Origin of the sequence: Pedobacter yonginensis, assembly GCF_003173595.1 — a bacterium.
Classification (GTDB): Bacteria; Bacteroidota; Bacteroidia; order Sphingobacteriales; family Sphingobacteriaceae; genus Pedobacter; species Pedobacter yonginense.
In genome coordinates, this window is record NZ_QGNZ01000004.1 from 391,700 (window position 1) to 411,938 (window position 20,239).

Consider the following 20,239-nt stretch of genomic DNA (forward strand, 5'->3'; position numbering starts at 1 on the left):
AGAGATTTGTTGTAAACAGGAACTTAAATCCCTAGCCATTTGTATGAGGTTTAACAGCATACTTCCGTCTGAGATTGAAAAATGGCACTTCAATAATTCGATAACTAAAATAGCAAACCAAAGGAATAAGAATAGTACCGATAGCCATTAAAAGTATATATGAGTTGTTGTTTAGATATTTATGGATTAAAAAATTCTTAAACAGAATTAAGGGCATGTGCAATAAATACAAACTGTAGCTCGATATGCCAATGGCTAGAGGTATGGCGAGCCATTTTTTATAGTGTTGAAAAAATTTTTCTGATTGAAGGGTTAGGATAAATAGGGGAGCCCAAATTAATATGTTAATGGTATTGTGTACAATGAGTTCGTTATCAAAATGGTAAATCTGTAAAAGAACAAAAAAGCAAAGGATAGCCCCAACTATAAAAATCCAATTTTTCGATTTGAAGAAATCAGGTTGTCGATGATATTGATCACATAGCCAAGCACCAAAACACCACCCAAACCATAGATTAGTAAAGAAAAAAATCACGGAGATGGATAAATTCCGGAAAAAAAGGAAGCAAATTAAGTTGCTAATTAAACTCACAAGAAAAGAAAACAACAAAGCTTGATTGATTCCTTTCGTTTGATTGATGCGATAGTAAATTGGGTAAATGATGTAAAAGGCAGCTTCAACAGTTATCGTCCATAAAACCAGGTTAATACTATTAAAATATGTGGAGCTAAATCCTTGTCCGACAAATAAATGGACAATCAGGTCTTCTAGCGATGGCTTTTTATCATAGCTTACATAGTTTACCATTACGGAAAAGAGCAACGCAAATAAATAGGCGGGATAAATTCTTAAAAACCTATTGAAGTAATATTTTTTCAGTTGCAAGGGTTCGCCAAGCTCTTTTTGTTTGAAGCTCGATAAATGAATGCAATAACCACTTAGCAGGAAAAACAATGGAACGGCGTAAACGGCTCCAATCAAATCGGTAGAGGTAAACCAACTTAGGCCGGTAAATTTAGATATTAGGCTACCGATGTGTTGGTGACTGTAAAAAACGGAGAAAGCGGCAAATCCTCTTAGTAAGTCTATTCCTAGTAACTTATTCATTATTGGCGACTTGTTTCAGTAGGTCAGAAAACAGGTGTGGATTAAAGCTCGTATCACCCCAATTTACTTTTGCAGCCTTTTCACCAACTAAGTACCAATAGCGTAATTGCTTCAAGCTGGCTAAGTTGTAATAGCAATCTGTTCTAAAATAATCTGGCGAAAACAACTCCAATACTTTACAGTTTTTGGGCACAAATAATAGATTGAATAGCGATGCGCCGTGGAAAGCGACTACAATTGCTGCACGGCTAAACGTAACTTTCTGTTCTTCAAAAGATAGTTCGCCCGAATCCACAATAGTAAAGCCATTTGCTTTTAAAATAACTATCAACTCCTCTTCATTAAGGATGGCTCTTGTAGTAGATTTGCCTCTCCTTAAATAAAATTTCTCTGTTCCAATCTGCGGTGCTGCTATCCTAAGCTTGTCGTTCAGGTACGCTAAATCTTTCTGACTGCTTCGCCCTTCGCTGCCGGCAAGACTACTGATGTAAAGGTATTTCAAATGAAGTTTCTCATCACCTTTCACCCTAACAATTTTATCTATAGGAATTGAAAATAGAGGTAAAAGATCAATAAAGCTTTGTGGTACAGCATCCGAAATTAAGAAATGATCAATTTGGTCGATTACGGGTTCGTAAAATCTAATTCTTGCCAAAACATCAAAAAACCAATGGTACACATTTGCAGGCTCTGGACAAAGAAGCGAAGCTGTGGTACCTGATAGGGGTTTAATGTTTAAAGAGAAATTTTGAAAAGGCTTATTAAAATGGTTCCCCTTTAAGGATGAGATATTAAAATGATGGGCAAAATCTTCGTAAATATAATTCCGATTGTTTGCCGTAATGCCCTCATTTCCAGTTATAAATGAGTCGGGCAAGAAAAAAAGATACTTTTCAGTGGTTTTATAGGCTTGGTTTAGGGTAAAACCACTCAAATACTGTGGCTGCAATCCATTTGGTGGCGGCAAAAAGTAGGTTTCTCCTTCATCAATTAGATAATATTGTGCTGATCTATTTTTTGAATACAGCTTATCCTTATTGATTAACTTTTCAATGTGCAATTTCGCAGAACGAATAAAACCCTTCGGATAGATGTATGGAAACTGTTTTAATATGAATTTTAAATTTTCTTTATTCATTGGTTATAATCATCTCATTCCATAAAAATGTGGGTTTGTAATTTTCTCCTGCATTATCTGTCTCTTTTTTTCCTGTTTTCGTGGCAATTATTTAAATGTAAAATTAGCTCATCGTCCATTTTTAATGTAACTCAACCATGCCGACGTTTTCCAGCCAAAGTACTTGGTTATGAGTCTATAAAATTTGGTATGGGTATAAAATCCATCTACTTTGTCTTTACCTAATTGCACAGCAAGTTCTTTAAAAAGCTTTAAATATTTTGGGTATAGTTGTATGGCTATTCCCCAATACAGTCGCTTAAAAATTTTATCTGAAAGCTGTTTTTCTATATGTGGCTGAAGATGCTGATGCTTTAATTGAGTAGATTTTATTGAACTTCTAAATGCCTGCTCCGTAGCTATAGAACTGAGGTTTTGGTTAGATGCAAATTTTCTATAATAATTGATGCTGGTTGGGGCATAAAGGATGCTTTTACTCGCAAGCACAACTCTGCAAAAATATTCTCCATCATCATCTAGGGTCAGGGTTTCATTCCAAGCACCCGCCTGATCTATTATGGATTTTGGTACTAACCATGCATTCGGTTGAATCATTCCGCCATAATTTTGGCCAATTAAATCTGCTCCGTAAAGCTTGGTAAGAAAGTCTATGGGGTTATTACTCCCTGCACTAAACCATTCATGTGTAAAAGGGGTTGTGAAAGGATCTTGTCCATCTTGGAAATAAACTGTTGGGCCAAGTACGAGTATATCTATCTGATTCCTAATAAGTTCTATTTGATGTTTGATTTTATCTTTTCCAAGAAAATCATCTGCATCTAAAAATTGGATATATTCACCCTTAGCAAGCTTTAAGCCTTCGTTTCTTGCGGCACTGGCACCTTTGTTTTGCTGTTGGATAAGGGTTACTCGATTAGATTGATACCGCCTTGCCACTTGAAATGACTGGTCGGTAGAACCATCATCAACAACAATAATTTCACAATTTTGGTGGGATTGATTAATTATACTTTCAATTGCAGTGGCTATATATTTTTCTGCATTAAAAAGGGGAATAACAACCGATACTAATGGCTCCAATTTAGCGGTGTTTTTTTCTTAAATCTGGTTTAAAAAATCTAATGAATTGTTCTCTCAGGTAAAGCCCAAAATAGGGGTCTATTTTTGCAAGTAATTTAAATAGCCTTGATTCCTGCTCTGGCGGAAACTTTCCATTCAGTTTTGTGGCGAGTTTTATCGATTTTTTTGCAGTATCCCAATCGGAAAAGCTGGCAAGGGCGTTTGCATTCGCCCACAATTTATAAGCGATTTCTTTTGTATAAGTATTGCCTAGTTTATCTGCATTAATTTTCATCACTTCATAATGCGCTTGGGCACATTTGAGTTGATTTGAGGCTGACATGGAATTGTTCATTCGCCAGTTGATAATTGAAATTTCTTTTTCTGCGGCAAAAGTTAAACCAGCAATAGCCAATTTACAATGGAAGGCTACATCTTCATTGTATAAGATTTTTGCATCTACATCATAACCACCAATTTCCCGCAATCTATCCACTTTATACAATCCACAAAATGGATTGATTTGGTTTAAAATCGTGTATCGAATGGGGTCTTCCCTCAATGCTGCGTCGTTAAAATCGGATTTGCTTAGGAGTTGTTTGCGCTCTTGATCTCGCCATTCAAAATCAAATAACACCACATCCGGACAATTTCCATTATCTATCCATTGATGCGCCAGATGCGTGAAATTGGGCAGGAGCTCGTCATCTGCATCATGGAAATGGACATAGTTACATGAGGTTTTATTTAAAAGCACGTTTTTGCCTGCTGAGCACCCAAGGTTGCGCTCGCCGTTGATGACTGTTGCATTAAATTTTAAAGCAATTGCTGCGGTTTCATCTGTGCTGGCATCGTTATATACTAGAACTTCATCGAAAGGAATCTCTTGCGCTTCCACCGATTTTAACAATCGGCCTAAATATAGCGCTGCGTTGTAGGCGGGTATGCAAATGGCAATTCTATTCACTGTCGATTGTTTTAATCGCTTGATTTATAATGCTTTCTAATCTCTCCTGAATTTTGTCAGGATTAAAAATGCCAGCCGCCAATTGCCTCTGTATGCCAAAACATTGATCCACAATCATTAAGTTGTTTAAATTTTCCAATTGCTTGGTCATACTTTCTGCTGTTGGCTCACCAAGCATGAATGGCCAATTGTGGTCGGTCAAGAAGCTATGAAACGGACTGTCCTTCGGTGCCGAAGCGATTATTGGAATGTTTAAATGTACAAACTCGATAAACTTGCTCGGAAAACTATAAAATGCGTCTGGATTATCCGCTTCGCTTAGTCCATAATTTACCAAAATTGCTGAAGCGTTGTCAGCGATAAAGCCCATCGCTTCGGTATTTGATGGCAGTGCTTGTTTTGCGATTAAGTTTTTATGTGTTTTGGTGAGCGTGTTAAGCTTTGCTAGCTCATTAGTAATCACCAAAAGCGTATAATTTTTTAAGGCAAGAACCTTTAAAATCTGATCAAATAATTGGATATGATATTGATTTACGGAACCCGCATACACAATTGTTTGCTTTGCCCCCTTTTCAGAAATACCATGATATCCTTCAGGAATTGGAGGGAAGATCTCACAATTTGAAACGGAATCTTTCACATAATGTTCAACCAAATGCTCGGTTACGGAAAGTACATAACTGCTTTTGCTGATGGCTTCTGCACCATATTGAAATCGAATTTGTTGTGCGCTTTTATCGGCGGTTTTGTTATCCCACCGATCGTGCAAAAACAGAATAGAAGGCAATTTAATTTTGGCGCAAAGCTGTGCAAGCGCAACGCTGTAAAAGTGATACAAGACTGAAATTGCCACATCTGGTTTTACATCTTTAACCACTTTTTCAAACGATTGTCTCATTAAATACAACCTGATTTTTACCAAAAGGGCATTATTTTCTCTAAACGGCGGCCACCAGCTTTGTCTTAATTTAAAGGTATGAACGAAAAAGTTTTTAGGGTATTTACTAACTACATCCACATTAAAACTGTTTTCGGGAATTAGGAGGTGTATCTCCCAGTTTCTTAATCGTTTAAAATGCCTCAAAAAGATAACCATTCCCGAAATTCCTTCTGCGGGCAATCTATCATGTATAAAAAGTAATTTTTTAGGCTTGTTCAATCAGCTGTTCTTTCAAAATTTCCGTTACGCTTTTGCCAGCTACTTCCCAGTTGAGTTTGGCCTGGTAAGTGGAAAACGCATTTTCACTTAGCTTTTGATACAGCGTTTTATTGGTAAAATGCTGTTTTATAAAGGCCACATATTCAGTTGCTGAGGCATTCAGATCGAAAGTTTTTCCATTAACCCCATCTTCAATGATGGTGGTAATTCCGCCAGTTTTGGTGGCTAGTGCTGGTAAACCGTATGCATTCGCTTCGCAATATACTAAGCCATAACATTCTGCCTGCGAGGGCACAAGTAGGAAATGGGCATGAAGAAATAGATTTTGATATATTTTTTTCTGCTCTGGATTTTTTTTTGACAAAAAGCCCATCTGTTTTACAAATGGTGGCACTTCATCGTCTGCAAATGGTTTACATCCAGTTATTGTGAGTTGTGCTTTTATGCCCATTGCGTTAAGTTCTTGGGTAATCTTTAAAGCCAATGGGCCACCTTTTCTATGCCAATCTACGCCTGCAAAAAGCAATTCACAAGTATCGAACGACTTTTGATTTAAGTTACTTGCAATGTCGGCTGCGGTTAAAGCTTCGTTGAGGTTTGCGCCAAATGGTACCACTTTTATTTTGTTTTCGGGAATATTATAGTGAGTTCTTGCCATTTGAGCGGCCCATTCCGAAGCGAAAAAAACTACAGTAGCGGCATCATAAGCTTGTTGTTCAAGCCGATTACCATGTTTAACGGTTTCCGGATGTAAAATCGAAAACTCTGGATAATAATTTAACATTCCCGCGAAAGAAGCATCTACCCAAAAAGCCTTTGGTAAGCTTGTCGGGGCGGCAGCAATCAACTCAGAAGAATCGCTAAAAATGAAATCCAGCGAAGATTCTTTTTTCAATGCTTCGGCAAATGGTTTGGTGTATTGCTTACAATAACTTTGGTACCGATTGGCTTGCAAGAATTTTCCGGTTAGTTTAGGAAACAGTTTCTGTTTGAGTTTTAAAATGAAACCAATTTTAGGTTGAATGGATTTTACATAAACCAATTCGTTACCGGCCATTTTTAGTGATTGGGCAATAAAATGCGTTAATCCAGACCAGCTGTGCACATCTTCAGGATCACGATTGGTTAGATAGGCAATCTTCATTACCAGTTTATTGCTCTTAAAAGTTTATTAATCAATTTATTATGAAAGGCAAATCTGTCCGCCTGAGACGTTGCCAACCATCGATGCACCAATTTATCTAACCAGCTTCTTGGATCTTTAATGTGTGTTGCATCTCGATGTAAGGTATTGTAATAAATGCTCGCCCAATTTACATTCCAGATGGCAATTTTTTTGAAATGCTTTACACCGTAATCATCAAACCATAAGCAAACTTGTTTGTCCCACCAATAGTTTCCGTCATCCTTGATGTTTGTGATGTAGATTTGATTTTCCTGCATTCGCTCAAGCCAGAGCGGATTCATTTTTTCGATTTTTTTTATAGGTAAATCAATGTGGTGGTATTGCCTGTATAGGTCGATATTGTTTTTAAGGGGGTGTTTTAGTTTTTCAAAGCACTCATACCAACGGTGTTTGCTCCATAATCTTTCCTTAAAGGCGTATTGAAAATGGAGTATTTTTAAGTTTTTAAAAACCACCCTTTTCTCCGTCAAATCTGACGGCACCCTTGGACTATGAATCGTATTGCCTTTATGCTCACGATTATCATTAATGTAACCAAAAAGCATTTCCCCGCCAGTTGATGCATAGTAATGCTCAAAATCAGGCAGTACGTTTAGCCAAGGCAGCCAGATTGTTGTACCAGGTTCTTCGGCTTTTAGGCTTTCCCATTCGGGATTGTTGTGGTAATTTACCAATAATTCGTCCGCATCAAGCGCAATAAAAATGTTATTTTCCCCATCAATCTTCCTTGCTTCGGCTAGGAGTTGAGCCTGCCTTTCTGATTCGTTATATTCCTTCCCCAGATTTTCAATTAAGGTTACTTTATCGAAGGATTTTGCAATAGCAACAGAGTTATCTGTTGAGCCCTGATCTGACAAGATGATATGGTCGGCCCATAAACTTGCCGCTTTTAGAAATGTTGGCAAGATCCATGCTTCATTTTTAACTGGTGTAATACAGATTACTTGTCTTTTCAACTAAAAGAGTTTTATCATAGCATGAATTTGATCGCCAGTACCAGGTAAAATGCTGGCACATTTCGATAACCAGTAATTGTTGTGTTCCAACGTACTGTATTCAATTTCTATAGTTTTAAGATTGATGGTCTGCGTTAAAAATCGAATGCCTTTGGCTGTAAAATGCGTAAAATGTTGATCTGGAACCCAAGCATACCAATTTTGCTTTTGTTTTTGAGGAACTAAGCCCTTAAAGTTTGTTTGCACCAACAGCAAATAGGCATTTTTATTTAAGCTCGAAATTTGTTGCAATAACTCCAGTGGAGCTTCTACATGCTCTAAAACCTGAGCCATGATGATTAAATCAAACTTAACTCCATCAAAGTTTTGCGCAGGGTAATAGCCGGTTTTAACGTTTAAACCCTTACTTCTGGCCACAGCCGATGCTTTTACACTTGGCTCAATGCCATAAACTTGATAGCCTTCTTTTTCCAACTGTGTTAAAAACAAGCCCTGACCACAACCTATTTCTAAAATATTCGCATTTGGATGAATGTATTTCTTGATGAATTTGATTTGTTTTAATACGCTATTTCTCCATTGTTTGGGTAAATCAGCTATGGTGGTAAATCCAAATTGCTCATGGAAATCTTCTTCGGTATAGGCTATTGTTTGGGGTGGAGGATCGGTAAAACCATTTCCACAATTTTTACATGTGTAAATGCTATGCGAGTCATTCAATTTTAAATGTAATTGAACGTGGTTGCTTTGGCAAAGATTACAATAGGGCACCATTGGTAACTTGAGCAAGTATATTTTCGAGTTGCTGATGAATTTTAAAAGGATTAAAGCTTTTCGTGTGCAATTCAGCTATGTTTGAGGCCAATTCCTTTCGGTAGGCAGCATCTTGAAGCATCAAAAGCTTATCCATAATCAAGGCTTTGTTCAATTCATTGATGTAGCAAAAGGTGTTTGGGTTTTCTAGCGCCACCCTTGCTGAACTGCTATAATCTGGCGATAGGATTAAAATTGGCAAATTAAATCCCATCATGTCAATCAGTTTAGAGGGGAAATTGGTTTCCAAGAACACCCTATTTTCTGGATCAAAAGATTGAGCCACCACACAAACATCAATATGTTCATCGATGTAGTTAAGTAATTCCTCACGCTCTTTAAAAAAACCAATGTTTTTAATGGTTTTATGTGTTGTAAATGGGCCGCTATGCGGAAATCCTGTGCTGCTGATGTGCAATTCGGCATTTATTTCTGCTAAACAATCGGCTAAGTAAAGCAAGGGAATGTGTCCGTTGCTTATTGATCCAAAATACCCAAATATGAGTTTCTTATCCTGTTCTTTTTCTTGTTTGGGAATTTGCTTTTTGCTTAGGCCTCCAATCGGATATAAAACATCTCCCCAAACGCCATATCTTTTATAAAATTCTTCATTCATTCCACTCGCTACACACAGTCTGGCTTTTGCAAATTGGTAGAATGTTTTTAGTCTTCTTCTTTTGATGAAATTATTGATGGGATCGGAAACGATTTGATTTTCGAGATCATCATGGCAAAAAATGACTAAGGGGATTTGATGTTTTTTAGCCAAACGATGTGCACTTGGAAGGAGGTAATCGCTCCATGTAGTTAAAATTACATCGGGTTTTTCTTCATTAAATTGATGTTTAGCCTTTAAGTAAAGCAGATAGGAAACAATTTCTTCTCCAATCCACCTCAAGTACTTTCTAAAAAATATTCTTCTAAAAAATTTGATGGCTTTGGTATGTTCGAGTTTTACCGTTTCCCATTTTTCATTCGGTTGGAAGCCCGCAAATTGGTGCGTAATCACCTTTAAATGATGCCCTTGTGCCTCAAAAAGCTTGAAATGCCTGTAAATAATCAGTGGTCCTGCTACATCATTTACGGGCGTAATGCTTCCAATTAACCAAATTTTCATTTACAAGCCAATATTAGTTCCCCACTTTGTTGGAGCGTGAAACCGTGTTTAACGAGCGTGATCATAATCATTTCTCGGCTATTAAATTCATCGTGTATCTCGATAGCGATACATTTGGTTTTAGACAAGAAAAAGCTGGCATCTGCCTCATCTTCAAAGAGGTATCGTTCGGCACCTTCAATATCGATTTTGAGGACATCAATTTCAGTGATTTGATATTCCTTCATCAATTGTGCAATCGTGATTGCGTACACATCAGCATCTTTTTCAAGCGCAACTTCTACAAGAGCTAAAGACCAACTTTCCCCATCCCGAAAGTCTTTTGTAATTTTTAAGAATGCATTTTTGCCCCAAATACCCTTGTTAATCAGTGTAGTAGCGTGCAGGGCATTTAATTCTGTATTTTTTGCTGCACAGGCCAAATTTTCAACATCGGGTTCTACACAGTAAATTTTGGCAGCTGGAAAGGCGTTTTTAAGATAGGTAGTGGTGTAACCTACATTTGCCCCACAATCTATAATGGTGTTTACTTTGATGTTATTCTTTTTAAGCAATTTCACTAATGGGGCATATTCTTGATCAAGGAAAATTTGCTTGAAAACATAACCATCACTGGAATTCTTTCGAATGAAAGATGATATTCCTTCAAAATCTTCTACAATAAATCCATTAGGTGCTTTTTTAACTTTGGCTTTAAGGCCATATAATTTCTCTACTAAAAATCTGGAATGAATCAAGTTATTTATTTTCCCTGTTGGGTGAACATACATTTCCTTGAGAAGTGATGCGATTTCCTTTAATGAAAAAACACTGAACGACTTTATTTTGTCAATCGTTATGCCCAATTTTTTCTAATTTTTAATACTTTGAGGAAGGTTTTTTCAAGGGCTTCCATTGCACTCGCGGTGCTAAATTTAGTTTGATGTGGAAAAGGTTTTTGTTCGGAAATAGCATTCACTTGTAGCCACATCTTTTCAGCCAGATCTTCAGCATTTAGCGGGTCGAAGTACGTTGGGTAATCACCCATTAATTCTCGATGTCCTTCTAAATCACTTAACAAAACTGGGCAACCCAAGTTTGCGGCTTCGAGCGGGGGCATGTTTGATGGGCCTAAAAATGTAGGCATTGTTAAGGCAATCGCATTTTTGTAAAAAGTGTAGAGTTCTGCATTGGAGACAAAACCCAGCATTTTTACGTCCCCTTTTAAATTATTATTGTTTAGGTAAAATTTAATGTATTCGAGATTACCTTTATCTGATCCCGTTAAAACGAGTTTTAAATTGGGTCTTTTGCTCAATAGAAGTTTAAATGCGTCTATCAAAGTAATGTGGTTTTTGTGCGCCCAAAATTGTGCAGGATAGATAAAGAATTCATTTTTATTTAAACCATACTGCTGCAATATTAAATGCTGTTCAGATTGCTCAACATGCTGATTGATAATGTTTCCTGGAAACATGGGCATTACAGAGATACGATCTTTATTGAGGTTGGTGTATCGGATCAGTTCTTTCTTCCCAGTTTCGGTTTCAGTTAAAATGGCTAATGCCTTCACAATAACATGGTTGTAGTAATTTTGTCGTGATTTCAAACTTTCAGCGAATTCTGGAAACATATACGTCGATTCATGCCCAATATCCCAATGGGTGGTTATAAAAGGATAATTGAAGGTGTTTCCATCTGGGTTTGCATAAAATAGTAATGCAATGTTGTTCGATCTTAAATTTTTAACGATGTATTGATCTCTCGCCCCGGCATGTAGGTGTTCGATGCGGTTGATGAGATGTTTAAAAGGTCTAAATCCCAGCTTCCGCAACACCAACAATATTGTTTTTCTGATGAAATCGCTAAATCCGGCATTTTTGAAAGGATGAAAAGACAGCAAAGATTGGTTAAAGGTGAGTTTAGTTTTTCCGGTAAAATCTAAAAATACGATTTCGATTTCATCGTTAAATTGGTAGTCGTCTATCGCTTTTAAAAGCTGAGTGGTGTAAGAAAACCCACCACCAGCATTTGGGGCATAGTTCTCATTGAAGGGAATGCCAATCTTTACTTTATGCATGCTTGTTTAACAAATTCTTTTTTGTCGGTGTTACTTTGAATAGATTAGATATTGTAAATCAATCTATTTGGCCCAGCGATGTTAATTTTAATTTCTCCAGCGATAACCTGTTCAAATACATCAATATCCGATGCGCTAAAGGCTGCAATATCGAAATAAGGTATTGTAGCGTTATAGTTAGATATGTAATAATGAATTTGTTCAATGGTATTTGCATTATTTACATTCAAGGACAGCATAAACCTACCCGTGTGATCGTAAAGAGCCAAATACTCATACCCAAGTTCTTTAAGCAGATCGAATAGCAATAAACCATTTTCTCCAACCTCTCTTAAATGGTGCTCAGAATATTCAAAAAATATTATTGGTGTTTGTTGATTAATAAAACGAGCTGCACCTTTCAATACTTTGAAATCAAAGCCATCAGTATCAATTTTCAAAACTTTAGATCTTGCAAACGTGTTTGGATTTTGGTCAACTAACGAATCTAAAGTCTGTATTGTTATTTTTTCATTCTGTCTGGACACGTCGATTTTTAAGGTGCCGCTGTCGTGGTTTAACGCGCCGTGAATAACTTCATTCTTCTCTCCCAAGAAAGCTTTAAAGAGCTGAATCTTATCAAACTGTTTAACGTTCTCATCAAGAAGTTTAAAATATTTGTCATCTCCCTCAATGCAAACAATTGGCACGTCGTTTAATTGCTTGATAATGGCAACACCATCACCAATATTAGCGCCTACATCAACCACACTTAAATCCGGAAATTTTTGCTTTACGATTTCAACCAATCTTGAAAGGTTTTGGTCATAATTTTGATATAGGAACTTAGAATTATGGATATGACTGTGGTTCATTTTCATGTTAAACCCACCAATATTTCTTTCTGTAATCTGGTTAGGGTCAGTTCGATCCGTTCTGGAAATTTGAATTCCTATTGATTTTAAAATGTTCTTGAGTAATTTTTCAATCATGAGTTTTAAGCCGAAGGCTTAATAGGTAAAAAATTGTTTAATCCTAAATGCCGTTTTTCTTAATCTATCTTTAAAGTAGCGAATGTCTTTCTTTATTTTCACTTTGTTTCCATAAAAGTCGCCCCGCCCACTATATCCCAACTCCATAGCCTTTAAAATTTCTGGTAGAACCACAGCATCCAGTTTCTTTAGTTGGAATCTTTGTGAAAGTAAAGGTGGGCGTAAATTTGTGGTGTTATGTGTTGCGCTGCCCAGATATAAATGTTGTGAGGTTGATAGATTTGGATAAAGGGTAACCCAACTGTTGAGGATGCATACTGCCAGCCATTGTATATCCCAAGTATTAAATTGATTTTTAATTTGCGCTGTTAGCATGCCTTCCATATCAGCGCTGTTATTCAGATTAAATTTTTTCATTAATCCTTTTTGTTTTAGCTCCGTTAACAATTTTTCGGCATCATATTCATACTTATTCCACCTATCTGCCCAAGTTGCCCAACCCCAACAATCGGCAGCTGGCGCAAAAAAAGTTGGTGGAAATTTTGGTCCATTTGCAAAGAAATTACAAGAACCAATTTGCCCCACACGTTTATCTTCCTGATATACCTGCAAAGCATCGTTCATGTAAGACAGAAAATACGGGGACAAATTAAGATCGTCTTCTAAAATGATGGCTTTACCATATTTGTTGATGATTTCTGTAACCCCTTGAATGATAGATGCTGCCAAGCCAATATTTTTGTCTGATTCATTGATTATCACCTCTCTACACCACTTCGAACTTCGAATGAGATCTCTTACTTGTTGTATGTCGTTTACTTCTTTTTTAGAAGCATTTTCCTGTATTCCATCAGCATAAATGTACAAGGTAGATTCACTCGCCAGCTCATTTTTTGCCAAAGCATTTAACAGAATTTGGGTATTTTCAAATCGGTTATATACAAAGAGTACAATGGGTGCTAATTCCATGTGATCGCTTTTTGAATCCAGTTTTTCAATAAAATTCCTTTTGGTTCTTCCGTTTCTGTGCTAAAACCACTCCAGTATTTTGGGGCAATTACTGTTGCCTTCTTTTTGTTTAAGTAAGCACCCCACCAGCTAAATGAGCTATTGGCGATGATGCAGACATCCGAATGGATTAAAAATTGAAAGTCGGTAATCGCATTGTGGTTTGAAATGTACTTATTCTTGATGTAATGAAACTCATTTTCTACAAATTTTGGATCATCAGAAACAAAAACAAAGAAGCTTTGATCTGGGTTGATTTCAGAAATTGCATCGTGGTAATAAGAAATGGGCAATGCAAAGTTCATTTCAAGGTAATCCGTACGCCGGATGTGAATGGCTATTATTCTTTTGTCTTTTGGGAAGTTCCCCGCAATTTTTTTAAACGCTACTTGATGATGATTTTTTACTTCAAAAAGTGTTTTAATTTCTTCTTTTGATGAGGCAAAATAATCTTCTGATTGAAAAAAGCCTTGAAACATCAATTGGTCTTTGATTTTAAACTTTTGGATTTCGAAGTCCAATTCATTTGAAAACACTTCAGTTTTTAACCCGAATAAATTTTTTAAATTTTGGTAAAATATGGCTCTTAAACGGTAGCTAAAGAAATTTTTATAGCCTTTGATTCCAAATAAGTACGTGTCAAAAAATTGAAAAGCATCTTGTTTAACATTAAAAAAATCGATTAATAGATAGGTTTCTATACTCTTGTCTAGATAAAATTTAACGCCCAATTTTTTGGCAGTGGCATAGGCGAAAGCATATTGAAACAATTGATTTCCCATTCTGCCTTCAATTCTTACTGCAATCAATTTTTTGTTTTTTTAAACCAAAAACAGCCACAACCCCAATTTTGAGCATCAGATTGTTCTTTGGTTGCATCTTTTATAATCCCTACACCGATATGGTCATCTGGAATTAAAGAAAATTCTATTAATTTCAATTCCTTAAAATAGGAAAGGATTTGCTCGTATGAATAAATTCGATGGGCATTATAAGCGATCATGGCTTTGCCAATAGGAAATACAACAAGTAAGTCTCCATCTTCCGCAAGCACTCTTATTAATTCTGACATGGCTTTCAAATCACCATCATAATCTATCGGATCGCCATATCTGCCTAAGCCAACATGTTCTACGGTGTGCATGCAGGATAGGGAAGGAATCGAATTTGATTCAAAATGCAAGTTTGTTAAATCGGCATGTGCTGATTTTAAGTTCGATAAATGGAGGCTTGCTGGCCTGTAATCATAAAACTCGAACGGAATGAAGGCAGAAACAAGCGTGCAAAAGTTTAAAGTAGAGCTGATGTCAACATGTTTCATCGGCTTCGTTTGTGCCAAAATTCTTGCCGCCCATGCCGGGTGGTAGGTATAGTGCGGTTCAATATTGGTAAAGGAAGTTTTATCCGTTAAGATGGGATAGGCTTTAAAATTGCCATCAAATCTTTTATTACTTAGGGCTTCACTTTTCTTAAAATCTTCCAAATCTTTTTTGAATTCTTGATGGTACTTCTTCTCGGTTAAGAAACTCTTGCTGGCTCGGTAGAAATGAGATATAACTAATGATTTTTTGATAAATAGCTTAATTTTTTGGTTCATTTAAATTACAGGGATGTCTTTCAGGATTATTTAATAAATTTTTGGATTAGATTTTTGAGGTGACTTTTAAAAGGGGTTTGGTTTTGCTTTGACGAATTAAAAATTCCATCTTGTTTTGTTTTGCTCACCAAACGAATGGGTCTGCTATCCAAATCATCAAACCAGGTACATCTATGTTTGTTACTCAGTATGTAATCAATATCTCGATCTTCTATTTCGTCAAAAAACGGAATCAACAACTGAGTGGCCCTCAACGATATGGATTTTCTTCGGCTCCAGGCATCTCTCAAGTAATAAGAATCATTAATTAGCCGATGGTAGTAATAACTGTTTGCTAGCACCACAACTTTTGCGCCTGTTAAAAGTTGCCTTAGGCCGAAGCCCCATGTATCCAAAGCCCCAGCAAATTCTGGGTAACCACCAGCTTTTACCCAACTGTTTTTAGTGAAAAGATAATTTCCACCAGAACCAGGCGTAAATGATGTGGATAAAGCCATTTCTTTTTCAAAAACCCCACTGGGCAAGGTCCAAATCGTGTCGGTTTCTGTCTTAGTTTTCGAAAAATAATAGTGGTGCTGAAATGAAGCTACATCTGCTTCTGTTTCCTGAAAATGGCTTAATAATGGCGCAATGCTATTTTCTTCTAAAACATTGTCGGCATCTAAACAAAACAAAAGCTCGTTTTTGCTGGCTTCTATTGCAGTGTTTCTTGCGGCACCGCCCCCTTTATTTCTGCCGTGTTCGATAACTTGTATTGTAGGGTATGTGCTTTGAAGCCCGATTAAAACAGTTTGCGTATCATTCGTTGATCCATCGTTTACGATAATCAATTCGTCGCCATTTTTAAAGTTGGTATCAAGGATAGAACGAACAGCTTCCTCTATAGTTTGCGCACAATTATATGCTGGGATAAAAAATGAAATCGCGGTGTTCATCTATGACGCTAACATTGGAGTTTGTTTGTGTTTCAAATAGAGTATTTTCTTCTCAAAGAATTGATAACTTAAATGAGAGATTCCAATCACTACAAATAAATACAAAATGAAGGTAAATACCTGTAAAATAGGATGTTCGTCTAGATTATTTAATCCAAAAGACTGAAGTGCGATAATCAAAAATGCGATTATAGGATTGTGAAAAATATATATCCCGTAGGATATTTTTCCTAAATAATCCACAAACTTAAACTTAAAAAATTTCAGAAAAATGGGCTTATTCTTCACAAATGGCAATATTAATGAAACGGCTAATACATTAATCAGTGTGTAAGAATAAAATGCTCTAATGTTCACAAAGAGATATTTTGTCTGCTGTACAAACCAAAATGCAGGAAAATTAAAGCCTAAACTTTTTCCTTCAACCAAAAAATAGCCTGACTTTCGAAGTGCAATTAAATTGATTATACCTACAGTTAAGCAGATCAAAATCATTGAAAAAAGAAAGAGATATGGTTTTACCAATTTAAAATTGAAAACAGCAAGTGCGGCTCCGGTAGCCAGCGCATCGGCCTGACAAAAGGTGTTGCTGTATATAAATTCTCCTAACCAGTACCGATCTTCAAAAACGTGAATGCCATACAAGGCAGACCATAACCGAATTAATGGACAAATAATGAGTATGCCTATGATGATGTGTTTCAGCCTTTTTACGGATGCAAAATAAACAACGAAAGGAAAAATCAAGTAGAATTGCTCCTCAACTGCTAATGACCATAGATGCCCAAAAAATTGATTTGAACTATCTCCTAAATCTAAAAGGTACCGAAAATTGATTTTAAGATTATAGGTATAAGTGAGGTAATAAGGCATATCCTTAGTTACTGCATTATAGCCCCCTTTAAACGTTTCATTATTGAGTAGGGAAGGTATATTTAAACTCAAAATAATCAACACGCTAAACACGCCTAAAAAAGCGTAGTAAAGTGGGAAAATTCTAAGCGAGCGTTTATAATAAAAGTTAGCCAAATATTTTTTGAGGCTAGTGTCTTTCTTTTCTTGCAATAGTATTCTGGTAATTAAAAAGCCAGACAACACAAAGAAAATATTCACACCAATCCATCCAAATTTTAAGGAAAGCAGGTAGCCTGGCCAATGTGCTGAGATGACCAGGAAGGCAGATAATGCCCTGATTCCATTTAGTCCTTCAATGTAATTTTTTGGATTAATTGGAGTGGTCATTTAGTTCTTTAACTACATATTTACACCATTTTTGATAGTATAAATCGTTGTAAAACAGTGCTTTTGCTGCCTTGCCCTTTTTTTTGGCCTCTTGCGGATTCAGATTTTCAACTAATTCTGATAATTCCTTAATATCCTTCACATAATAGCTGTAATCATCCCAATTGATGTATTTCTGAAACGGCCGTACGTCTAAATCACCTATTAGGCACGGGGCTACACCAAGTTGCATGGCTTCAAAAAACCGAAATGAATTAGCGCTGGTGCCTCTCGGGCAAAGCGCTATGTGCGATGCCATGATGTTTAGGTTAAATTGTTTCCCCTGAATCCACCGTTTATAAAATCTAGTAGGTAAGTTGCCACCTAAGTTAATTTCAGGATTATGCTGATAAAAATCGAAAAGCTGTTGCCTTAAAGGATGAGTTTGTACAGATCCATTAAATGAACCAATATATTTCTTTTTGATCGGGAAAAGCGGATGCTTGTGTAAAGCGCACAAGATCGGAATATCGATCCCTTCATTGGTCGTTCTTGCAGCTGTAAACTCCAAGATATTTGTAGCGGTTAATAGCGTTCCTCCATCAAATTGTGTTATCGTAAAAGTTTTTTCCGAATCAATTAACACATTTTCCACCATTGGGTTTAAGGCATCCAAACCATCGCCGTTTTCTGCAAAATTGTGGTTGATGTGCCACCTGGTCCAAAATACGGGCAGGTAATGCCAATCCGCAGCCTTAGCGTCTTTTGTTATCAGTTGAGGGTTTTTATTCAGGTAAATCAGGAAGTCTTGTTCTACCCCATAATCTATGTTATGATTTGGATAAACAAAGCTCTGGCTTGGGGGTTGCAAATGCTGTTCGACTGGAAGAATATAAATCTTCATTTTATTTAATCAAATCTGCAAAAACATTACTGTCACTTGCCGGCCGATCTTCAAAATTTGGTCTGTACTCCAATGGCAAATGCGCTTTTATGATGCTCTCATTTTTATTGTTAAAAATAATTTCTGAGAAGCCCACTAGGTTTGCCATTTCCTTTAAAATTGTTGGCGAAACAACATTGTAATGGTGCCACTGGTTCCATTCTTGAGTATATACGCCTGTTTTTCCTTTCTTAAAATCGGAATGATCTCTCATACTGGCCGAAATATTTGGGGTATTAATTCTTTGTACGGCCCCTTTTTTCATTACTCGAAAGGTTTCTGCTAAAAAAACAAATTGATCGCGTTGATTAAGATGCTCGAAAAAATCTTCATGGAAGATATAATCTACACAATTATCAGGTAAGGCCAAGCCTTGCGTAATGATATCGATGGCGTAAAAATCAGCGATTGTACCTCGCACTTCCTCATTAAAATGGTGTTGGTAATGCTGCAAATAATTTTCAAAGGGTTCAAAGGCTAAATCTATGTTAATCCAGTTTTTTAGCACCCTCGGGCCACAGCCGAAGTGTAATTTTAGTGGGTTAATGTTTTTATGGTTTTGACTTAAGGATAAATTGTTATTGAGTTTGATGTTTTTATACTTAGTATATGGATATTTTTCTACCCTAACCAGCTCATAACCCACCAAATTTTCTATCTGCTTTAAAATCTTGAATGATCTATTCTTGATGCCGTTTCGAATATAATTTACGTTAAACTTTGGCATAATTAGATTGAGTTTTCCCTTTTTGCGTTAAATGGAACATTTATTAAACCCTCATTAGCAAAATCATTAGTGTGGCTATATTCTTCTGCAACGGTGAATGATGCAACATCTTTACCAAAAATCCAATCGTTTCCCATTCCAAGGTGATTGCCATCATGGCCACCAATGGAAATAAAATATTGTCCTGGTCTTAATAGGTTAGATGGGATGTTAAACACAGACCTAAAATTGCCTACCCTGGTAAGTAATGGTGTTTGAGCATCTTGCATGGTGAAAATTCTTTCTCCTTCTTTAAAAATGGATAAGGAAACTCTGAATTTTTCCAATTCGCTAATGCATTTACCTTTTATCATTATCGTAATGTTGTCTGTTGGGAGCAGCTCGTTCTGAAGAATTTCGCTATCGTTGATGGAAACGCTTTCGAATATTATTTTGCCTTTTAATGTTCCATCAATTGTGCGGGGCGAAAGTGCCGCTTGTGCTTCGTTTAGATAGTTTGTAATGGCAAGTTTGGTTGGCCCCATGTAACTTAATGCACCATTTTTAAGCACAATTCCTTTTTGGCAAAGCTGCCTAATGGCGCCCATATTGTGGCTCACAAACAATACCGTTCTGCCCTCACTTTTACTAACGTCGCCCATTTTACCAAGGCATTTTTTTTGAAATTCGGCATCTCCAACGGCAAGCACTTCATCTACAATCAAAATTTCAGATTCTAAATGGGCTGCAACTGCAAAGGCTAAACGCACGTACATGCCAGAACTATAGCGCTTTACGGGTGTATCTAAGTATCTTTCTATCCCCGCAAAATCTACAATTTCATCTAGCTTGCGTTGAATCTCTTTTTTCCGCATACCCAAAATGGCCCCGTTAAGAAAGATGTTTTCTTTACCACTCAATTCTGGATGAAATCCTGTGCCCACCTCTAAAAGACTTGAAATTCGGCCTTTGCCAGAAATTTTTCCAGTTGTTGGGGCGGTAACTTTGCTCAAAATTTTTAATAGGGTACTTTTCCCTGCACCATTTCTTCCGATGATGCCAACTGCATCGCCTTGCTCAATTTCAAAGTTGATGTCTTTCAAGCTCCACACCACATTGCTTTCGCTTTTGCTATGCTGATCGTTACTTTCTCCTATGCGTAAAAACGGATCTTCTTTACCGCGAATACGGGCATACCAACGTTCCAAATCGCGACTAATTGTTCCTGTACCAATTTGCCCGAGCTGGTATGCTTTTGATAAGTTTTCTACTTTAATTGCAACGCCCATCTTGATA

General features: G+C 36.8%; 20 protein-coding genes. All 20 read right to left on the reverse strand.

Annotated elements, in window-relative coordinates; all coding sequences use genetic code 11:
* Positions 1 to 31: 31 nt before the first annotated feature.
* The 20 genes from DHW03_RS16590 to DHW03_RS16685 all read right to left on the reverse strand — a co-directional run bounded on the left by DHW03_RS16590 (position 32) and on the right by DHW03_RS16685 (position 20,232).
* The gene (locus tag DHW03_RS16590) at positions 32 to 1,108 is read right to left on the reverse strand and encodes an acyltransferase family protein (protein ID WP_109926963.1); all 1,077 of its coding nucleotides are present in this window, start codon (positions 1,106 to 1,108) and stop codon (positions 32 to 34) included.
* Positions 1,101 to 2,246 (reverse strand): glycosyltransferase family 61 protein, encoded by a 1,146-nt coding sequence (locus DHW03_RS16595; RefSeq protein WP_109926964.1) that lies wholly within the window; start codon positions 2,244 to 2,246, stop codon positions 1,101 to 1,103. Before DHW03_RS16595 ends, DHW03_RS16590 begins: the two co-directional genes overlap by 8 nt.
* A gap of 108 nt (positions 2,247 to 2,354) precedes the next feature.
* Positions 2,355 to 3,326, reverse strand: coding sequence for a glycosyltransferase family 2 protein (locus DHW03_RS16600; RefSeq protein ID WP_109926965.1), 972 nt, complete (start codon positions 3,324 to 3,326; stop codon positions 2,355 to 2,357).
* A 1-nt stretch (position 3,327) separates the two neighbouring features.
* Positions 3,328 to 4,272, reverse strand: coding sequence for a glycosyltransferase family 2 protein (locus tag DHW03_RS16605; protein ID WP_165825448.1), 945 nt, complete (start codon positions 4,270 to 4,272; stop codon positions 3,328 to 3,330).
* Positions 4,265 to 5,170 (reverse strand): glycosyltransferase family 4 protein, encoded by a 906-nt coding sequence (locus DHW03_RS16610; protein WP_165825449.1) that lies wholly within the window; start codon positions 5,168 to 5,170, stop codon positions 4,265 to 4,267. Before DHW03_RS16610 ends, DHW03_RS16605 begins: the two co-directional genes overlap by 8 nt.
* A 247-nt stretch (positions 5,171 to 5,417) precedes the next feature.
* Positions 5,418 to 6,575, reverse strand: a complete 1,158-nt coding sequence (locus DHW03_RS16615; RefSeq protein WP_109926968.1) for a glycosyltransferase family 4 protein — start codon at positions 6,573 to 6,575, stop codon at positions 5,418 to 5,420.
* Positions 6,575 to 7,573, reverse strand: coding sequence for a glycosyltransferase family 2 protein (locus DHW03_RS16620; RefSeq protein ID WP_109926969.1), 999 nt, complete (start codon positions 7,571 to 7,573; stop codon positions 6,575 to 6,577). Before DHW03_RS16620 ends, DHW03_RS16615 begins: the two co-directional genes overlap by 1 nt.
* Positions 7,574 to 8,293 (reverse strand): class I SAM-dependent methyltransferase, encoded by a 720-nt coding sequence (locus DHW03_RS16625; protein ID WP_165825450.1) that lies wholly within the window; start codon positions 8,291 to 8,293, stop codon positions 7,574 to 7,576. It abuts the gene before it with no gap.
* A 37-nt stretch (positions 8,294 to 8,330) separates the two neighbouring features.
* On the reverse strand, positions 8,331 to 9,503 hold the full coding sequence (locus tag DHW03_RS16630) for a glycosyltransferase (protein ID WP_109926971.1): 1,173 nt from the start codon (positions 9,501 to 9,503) through the stop codon (positions 8,331 to 8,333).
* Positions 9,500 to 10,240 (reverse strand): FkbM family methyltransferase, encoded by a 741-nt coding sequence (locus DHW03_RS16635; protein ID WP_165825451.1) that lies wholly within the window; start codon positions 10,238 to 10,240, stop codon positions 9,500 to 9,502. The genes DHW03_RS16630 and DHW03_RS16635 overlap by 4 nt, the downstream gene beginning before the upstream one ends.
* A 98-nt stretch (positions 10,241 to 10,338) precedes the next feature.
* Positions 10,339 to 11,562, reverse strand: a complete 1,224-nt coding sequence (locus DHW03_RS16640) for a glycosyltransferase family 4 protein (RefSeq protein WP_109926973.1) — start codon at positions 11,560 to 11,562, stop codon at positions 10,339 to 10,341.
* Positions 11,563 to 11,606: 44 nt separating this feature from the next.
* A complete protein-coding gene (locus tag DHW03_RS16645; RefSeq protein ID WP_109926974.1) occupies positions 11,607 to 12,533 on the reverse strand; it encodes an FkbM family methyltransferase in 927 nt (308 codons plus the stop codon).
* A gap of 18 nt (positions 12,534 to 12,551) precedes the next feature.
* Positions 12,552 to 13,502 (reverse strand): hypothetical protein, encoded by a 951-nt coding sequence (locus DHW03_RS16650; RefSeq protein WP_109926975.1) that lies wholly within the window; start codon positions 13,500 to 13,502, stop codon positions 12,552 to 12,554.
* Positions 13,493 to 14,350 (reverse strand): alpha-1,2-fucosyltransferase, encoded by an 858-nt coding sequence (locus DHW03_RS16655; RefSeq protein ID WP_109926976.1) that lies wholly within the window; start codon positions 14,348 to 14,350, stop codon positions 13,493 to 13,495. The genes DHW03_RS16650 and DHW03_RS16655 overlap by 10 nt, the downstream gene beginning before the upstream one ends.
* A complete protein-coding gene (locus DHW03_RS16660; protein WP_109926977.1) occupies positions 14,347 to 15,138 on the reverse strand; it encodes a DUF268 domain-containing protein in 792 nt (263 codons plus the stop codon). Before DHW03_RS16660 ends, DHW03_RS16655 begins: the two co-directional genes overlap by 4 nt.
* A gap of 26 nt (positions 15,139 to 15,164) precedes the next feature.
* On the reverse strand, positions 15,165 to 16,073 hold the full coding sequence (locus tag DHW03_RS16665; protein ID WP_109926978.1) for a glycosyltransferase family 2 protein: 909 nt from the start codon (positions 16,071 to 16,073) through the stop codon (positions 15,165 to 15,167).
* Entirely contained in the window at positions 16,074 to 17,315 is a 1,242-nt protein-coding gene (locus DHW03_RS16670) for an acyltransferase family protein (protein ID WP_109926979.1), read from the reverse strand.
* Entirely contained in the window at positions 17,299 to 18,198 is a 900-nt protein-coding gene (locus tag DHW03_RS16675; RefSeq protein WP_109926980.1) for an exostosin domain-containing protein, read from the reverse strand. Before DHW03_RS16675 ends, DHW03_RS16670 begins: the two co-directional genes overlap by 17 nt.
* A gap of 1 nt (position 18,199) precedes the next feature.
* The gene (locus DHW03_RS16680; protein WP_109926981.1) at positions 18,200 to 18,964 is read right to left on the reverse strand and encodes a class I SAM-dependent methyltransferase; all 765 of its coding nucleotides are present in this window, start codon (positions 18,962 to 18,964) and stop codon (positions 18,200 to 18,202) included.
* 2 nt (positions 18,965 to 18,966) lie between these two features.
* Positions 18,967 to 20,232 carry an ABC transporter ATP-binding protein gene (locus DHW03_RS16685; protein WP_109926982.1) on the reverse strand — a complete coding sequence of 422 codons (1,266 nt, stop codon included), beginning with the start codon at positions 20,230 to 20,232 and terminating at the stop codon, positions 18,967 to 18,969.
* Positions 20,233 to 20,239: the final 7 nt, after the last annotated feature.

What these genes read in the sequence shown, in the direction of transcription:
- DHW03_RS16675 (WP_109926980.1), bottom strand. Translation starts at nt 18,198, where the DNA reads ATGAAGATTTATATTCTTCCAGTCGAACAGCATTTGCAACCCCCAAGC.
- DHW03_RS16615 (WP_109926968.1), bottom strand. Translation starts at nt 6,575, where the DNA reads ATGAAGATTGCCTATCTAACCAATCGTGATCCTGAAGATGTGCACAGC.
- DHW03_RS16660 (WP_109926977.1), bottom strand. Translation starts at nt 15,138, where the DNA reads ATGAACCAAAAAATTAAGCTATTTATCAAAAAATCATTAGTTATATCT.
- DHW03_RS16645 (WP_109926974.1), bottom strand. Translation starts at nt 12,533, where the DNA reads ATGATTGAAAAATTACTCAAGAACATTTTAAAATCAATAGGAATTCAA.
- DHW03_RS16665 (WP_109926978.1), bottom strand. Translation starts at nt 16,073, where the DNA reads ATGAACACCGCGATTTCATTTTTTATCCCAGCATATAATTGTGCGCAA.
- DHW03_RS16590 (WP_109926963.1), bottom strand. Translation starts at nt 1,108, where the DNA reads ATGAATAAGTTACTAGGAATAGACTTACTAAGAGGATTTGCCGCTTTC.
- DHW03_RS16630 (WP_109926971.1), bottom strand. Translation starts at nt 9,503, where the DNA reads ATGAAAATTTGGTTAATTGGAAGCATTACGCCCGTAAATGATGTAGCA.
- DHW03_RS16595 (WP_109926964.1), bottom strand. Translation starts at nt 2,246, where the DNA reads ATGAATAAAGAAAATTTAAAATTCATATTAAAACAGTTTCCATACATC.
- DHW03_RS16640 (WP_109926973.1), bottom strand. Translation starts at nt 11,562, where the DNA reads ATGCATAAAGTAAAGATTGGCATTCCCTTCAATGAGAACTATGCCCCA.
- DHW03_RS16610 (WP_165825449.1), bottom strand. Translation starts at nt 5,170, where the DNA reads ATGAGACAATCGTTTGAAAAAGTGGTTAAAGATGTAAAACCAGATGTG.
- DHW03_RS16650 (WP_109926975.1), bottom strand. Translation starts at nt 13,502, where the DNA reads ATGGAATTAGCACCCATTGTACTCTTTGTATATAACCGATTTGAAAAT.
- DHW03_RS16685 (WP_109926982.1), bottom strand. Translation starts at nt 20,232, where the DNA reads ATGGGCGTTGCAATTAAAGTAGAAAACTTATCAAAAGCATACCAGCTC.
- DHW03_RS16680 (WP_109926981.1), bottom strand. Translation starts at nt 18,964, where the DNA reads ATGCCAAAGTTTAACGTAAATTATATTCGAAACGGCATCAAGAATAGA.
- DHW03_RS16670 (WP_109926979.1), bottom strand. Translation starts at nt 17,315, where the DNA reads ATGACCACTCCAATTAATCCAAAAAATTACATTGAAGGACTAAATGGA.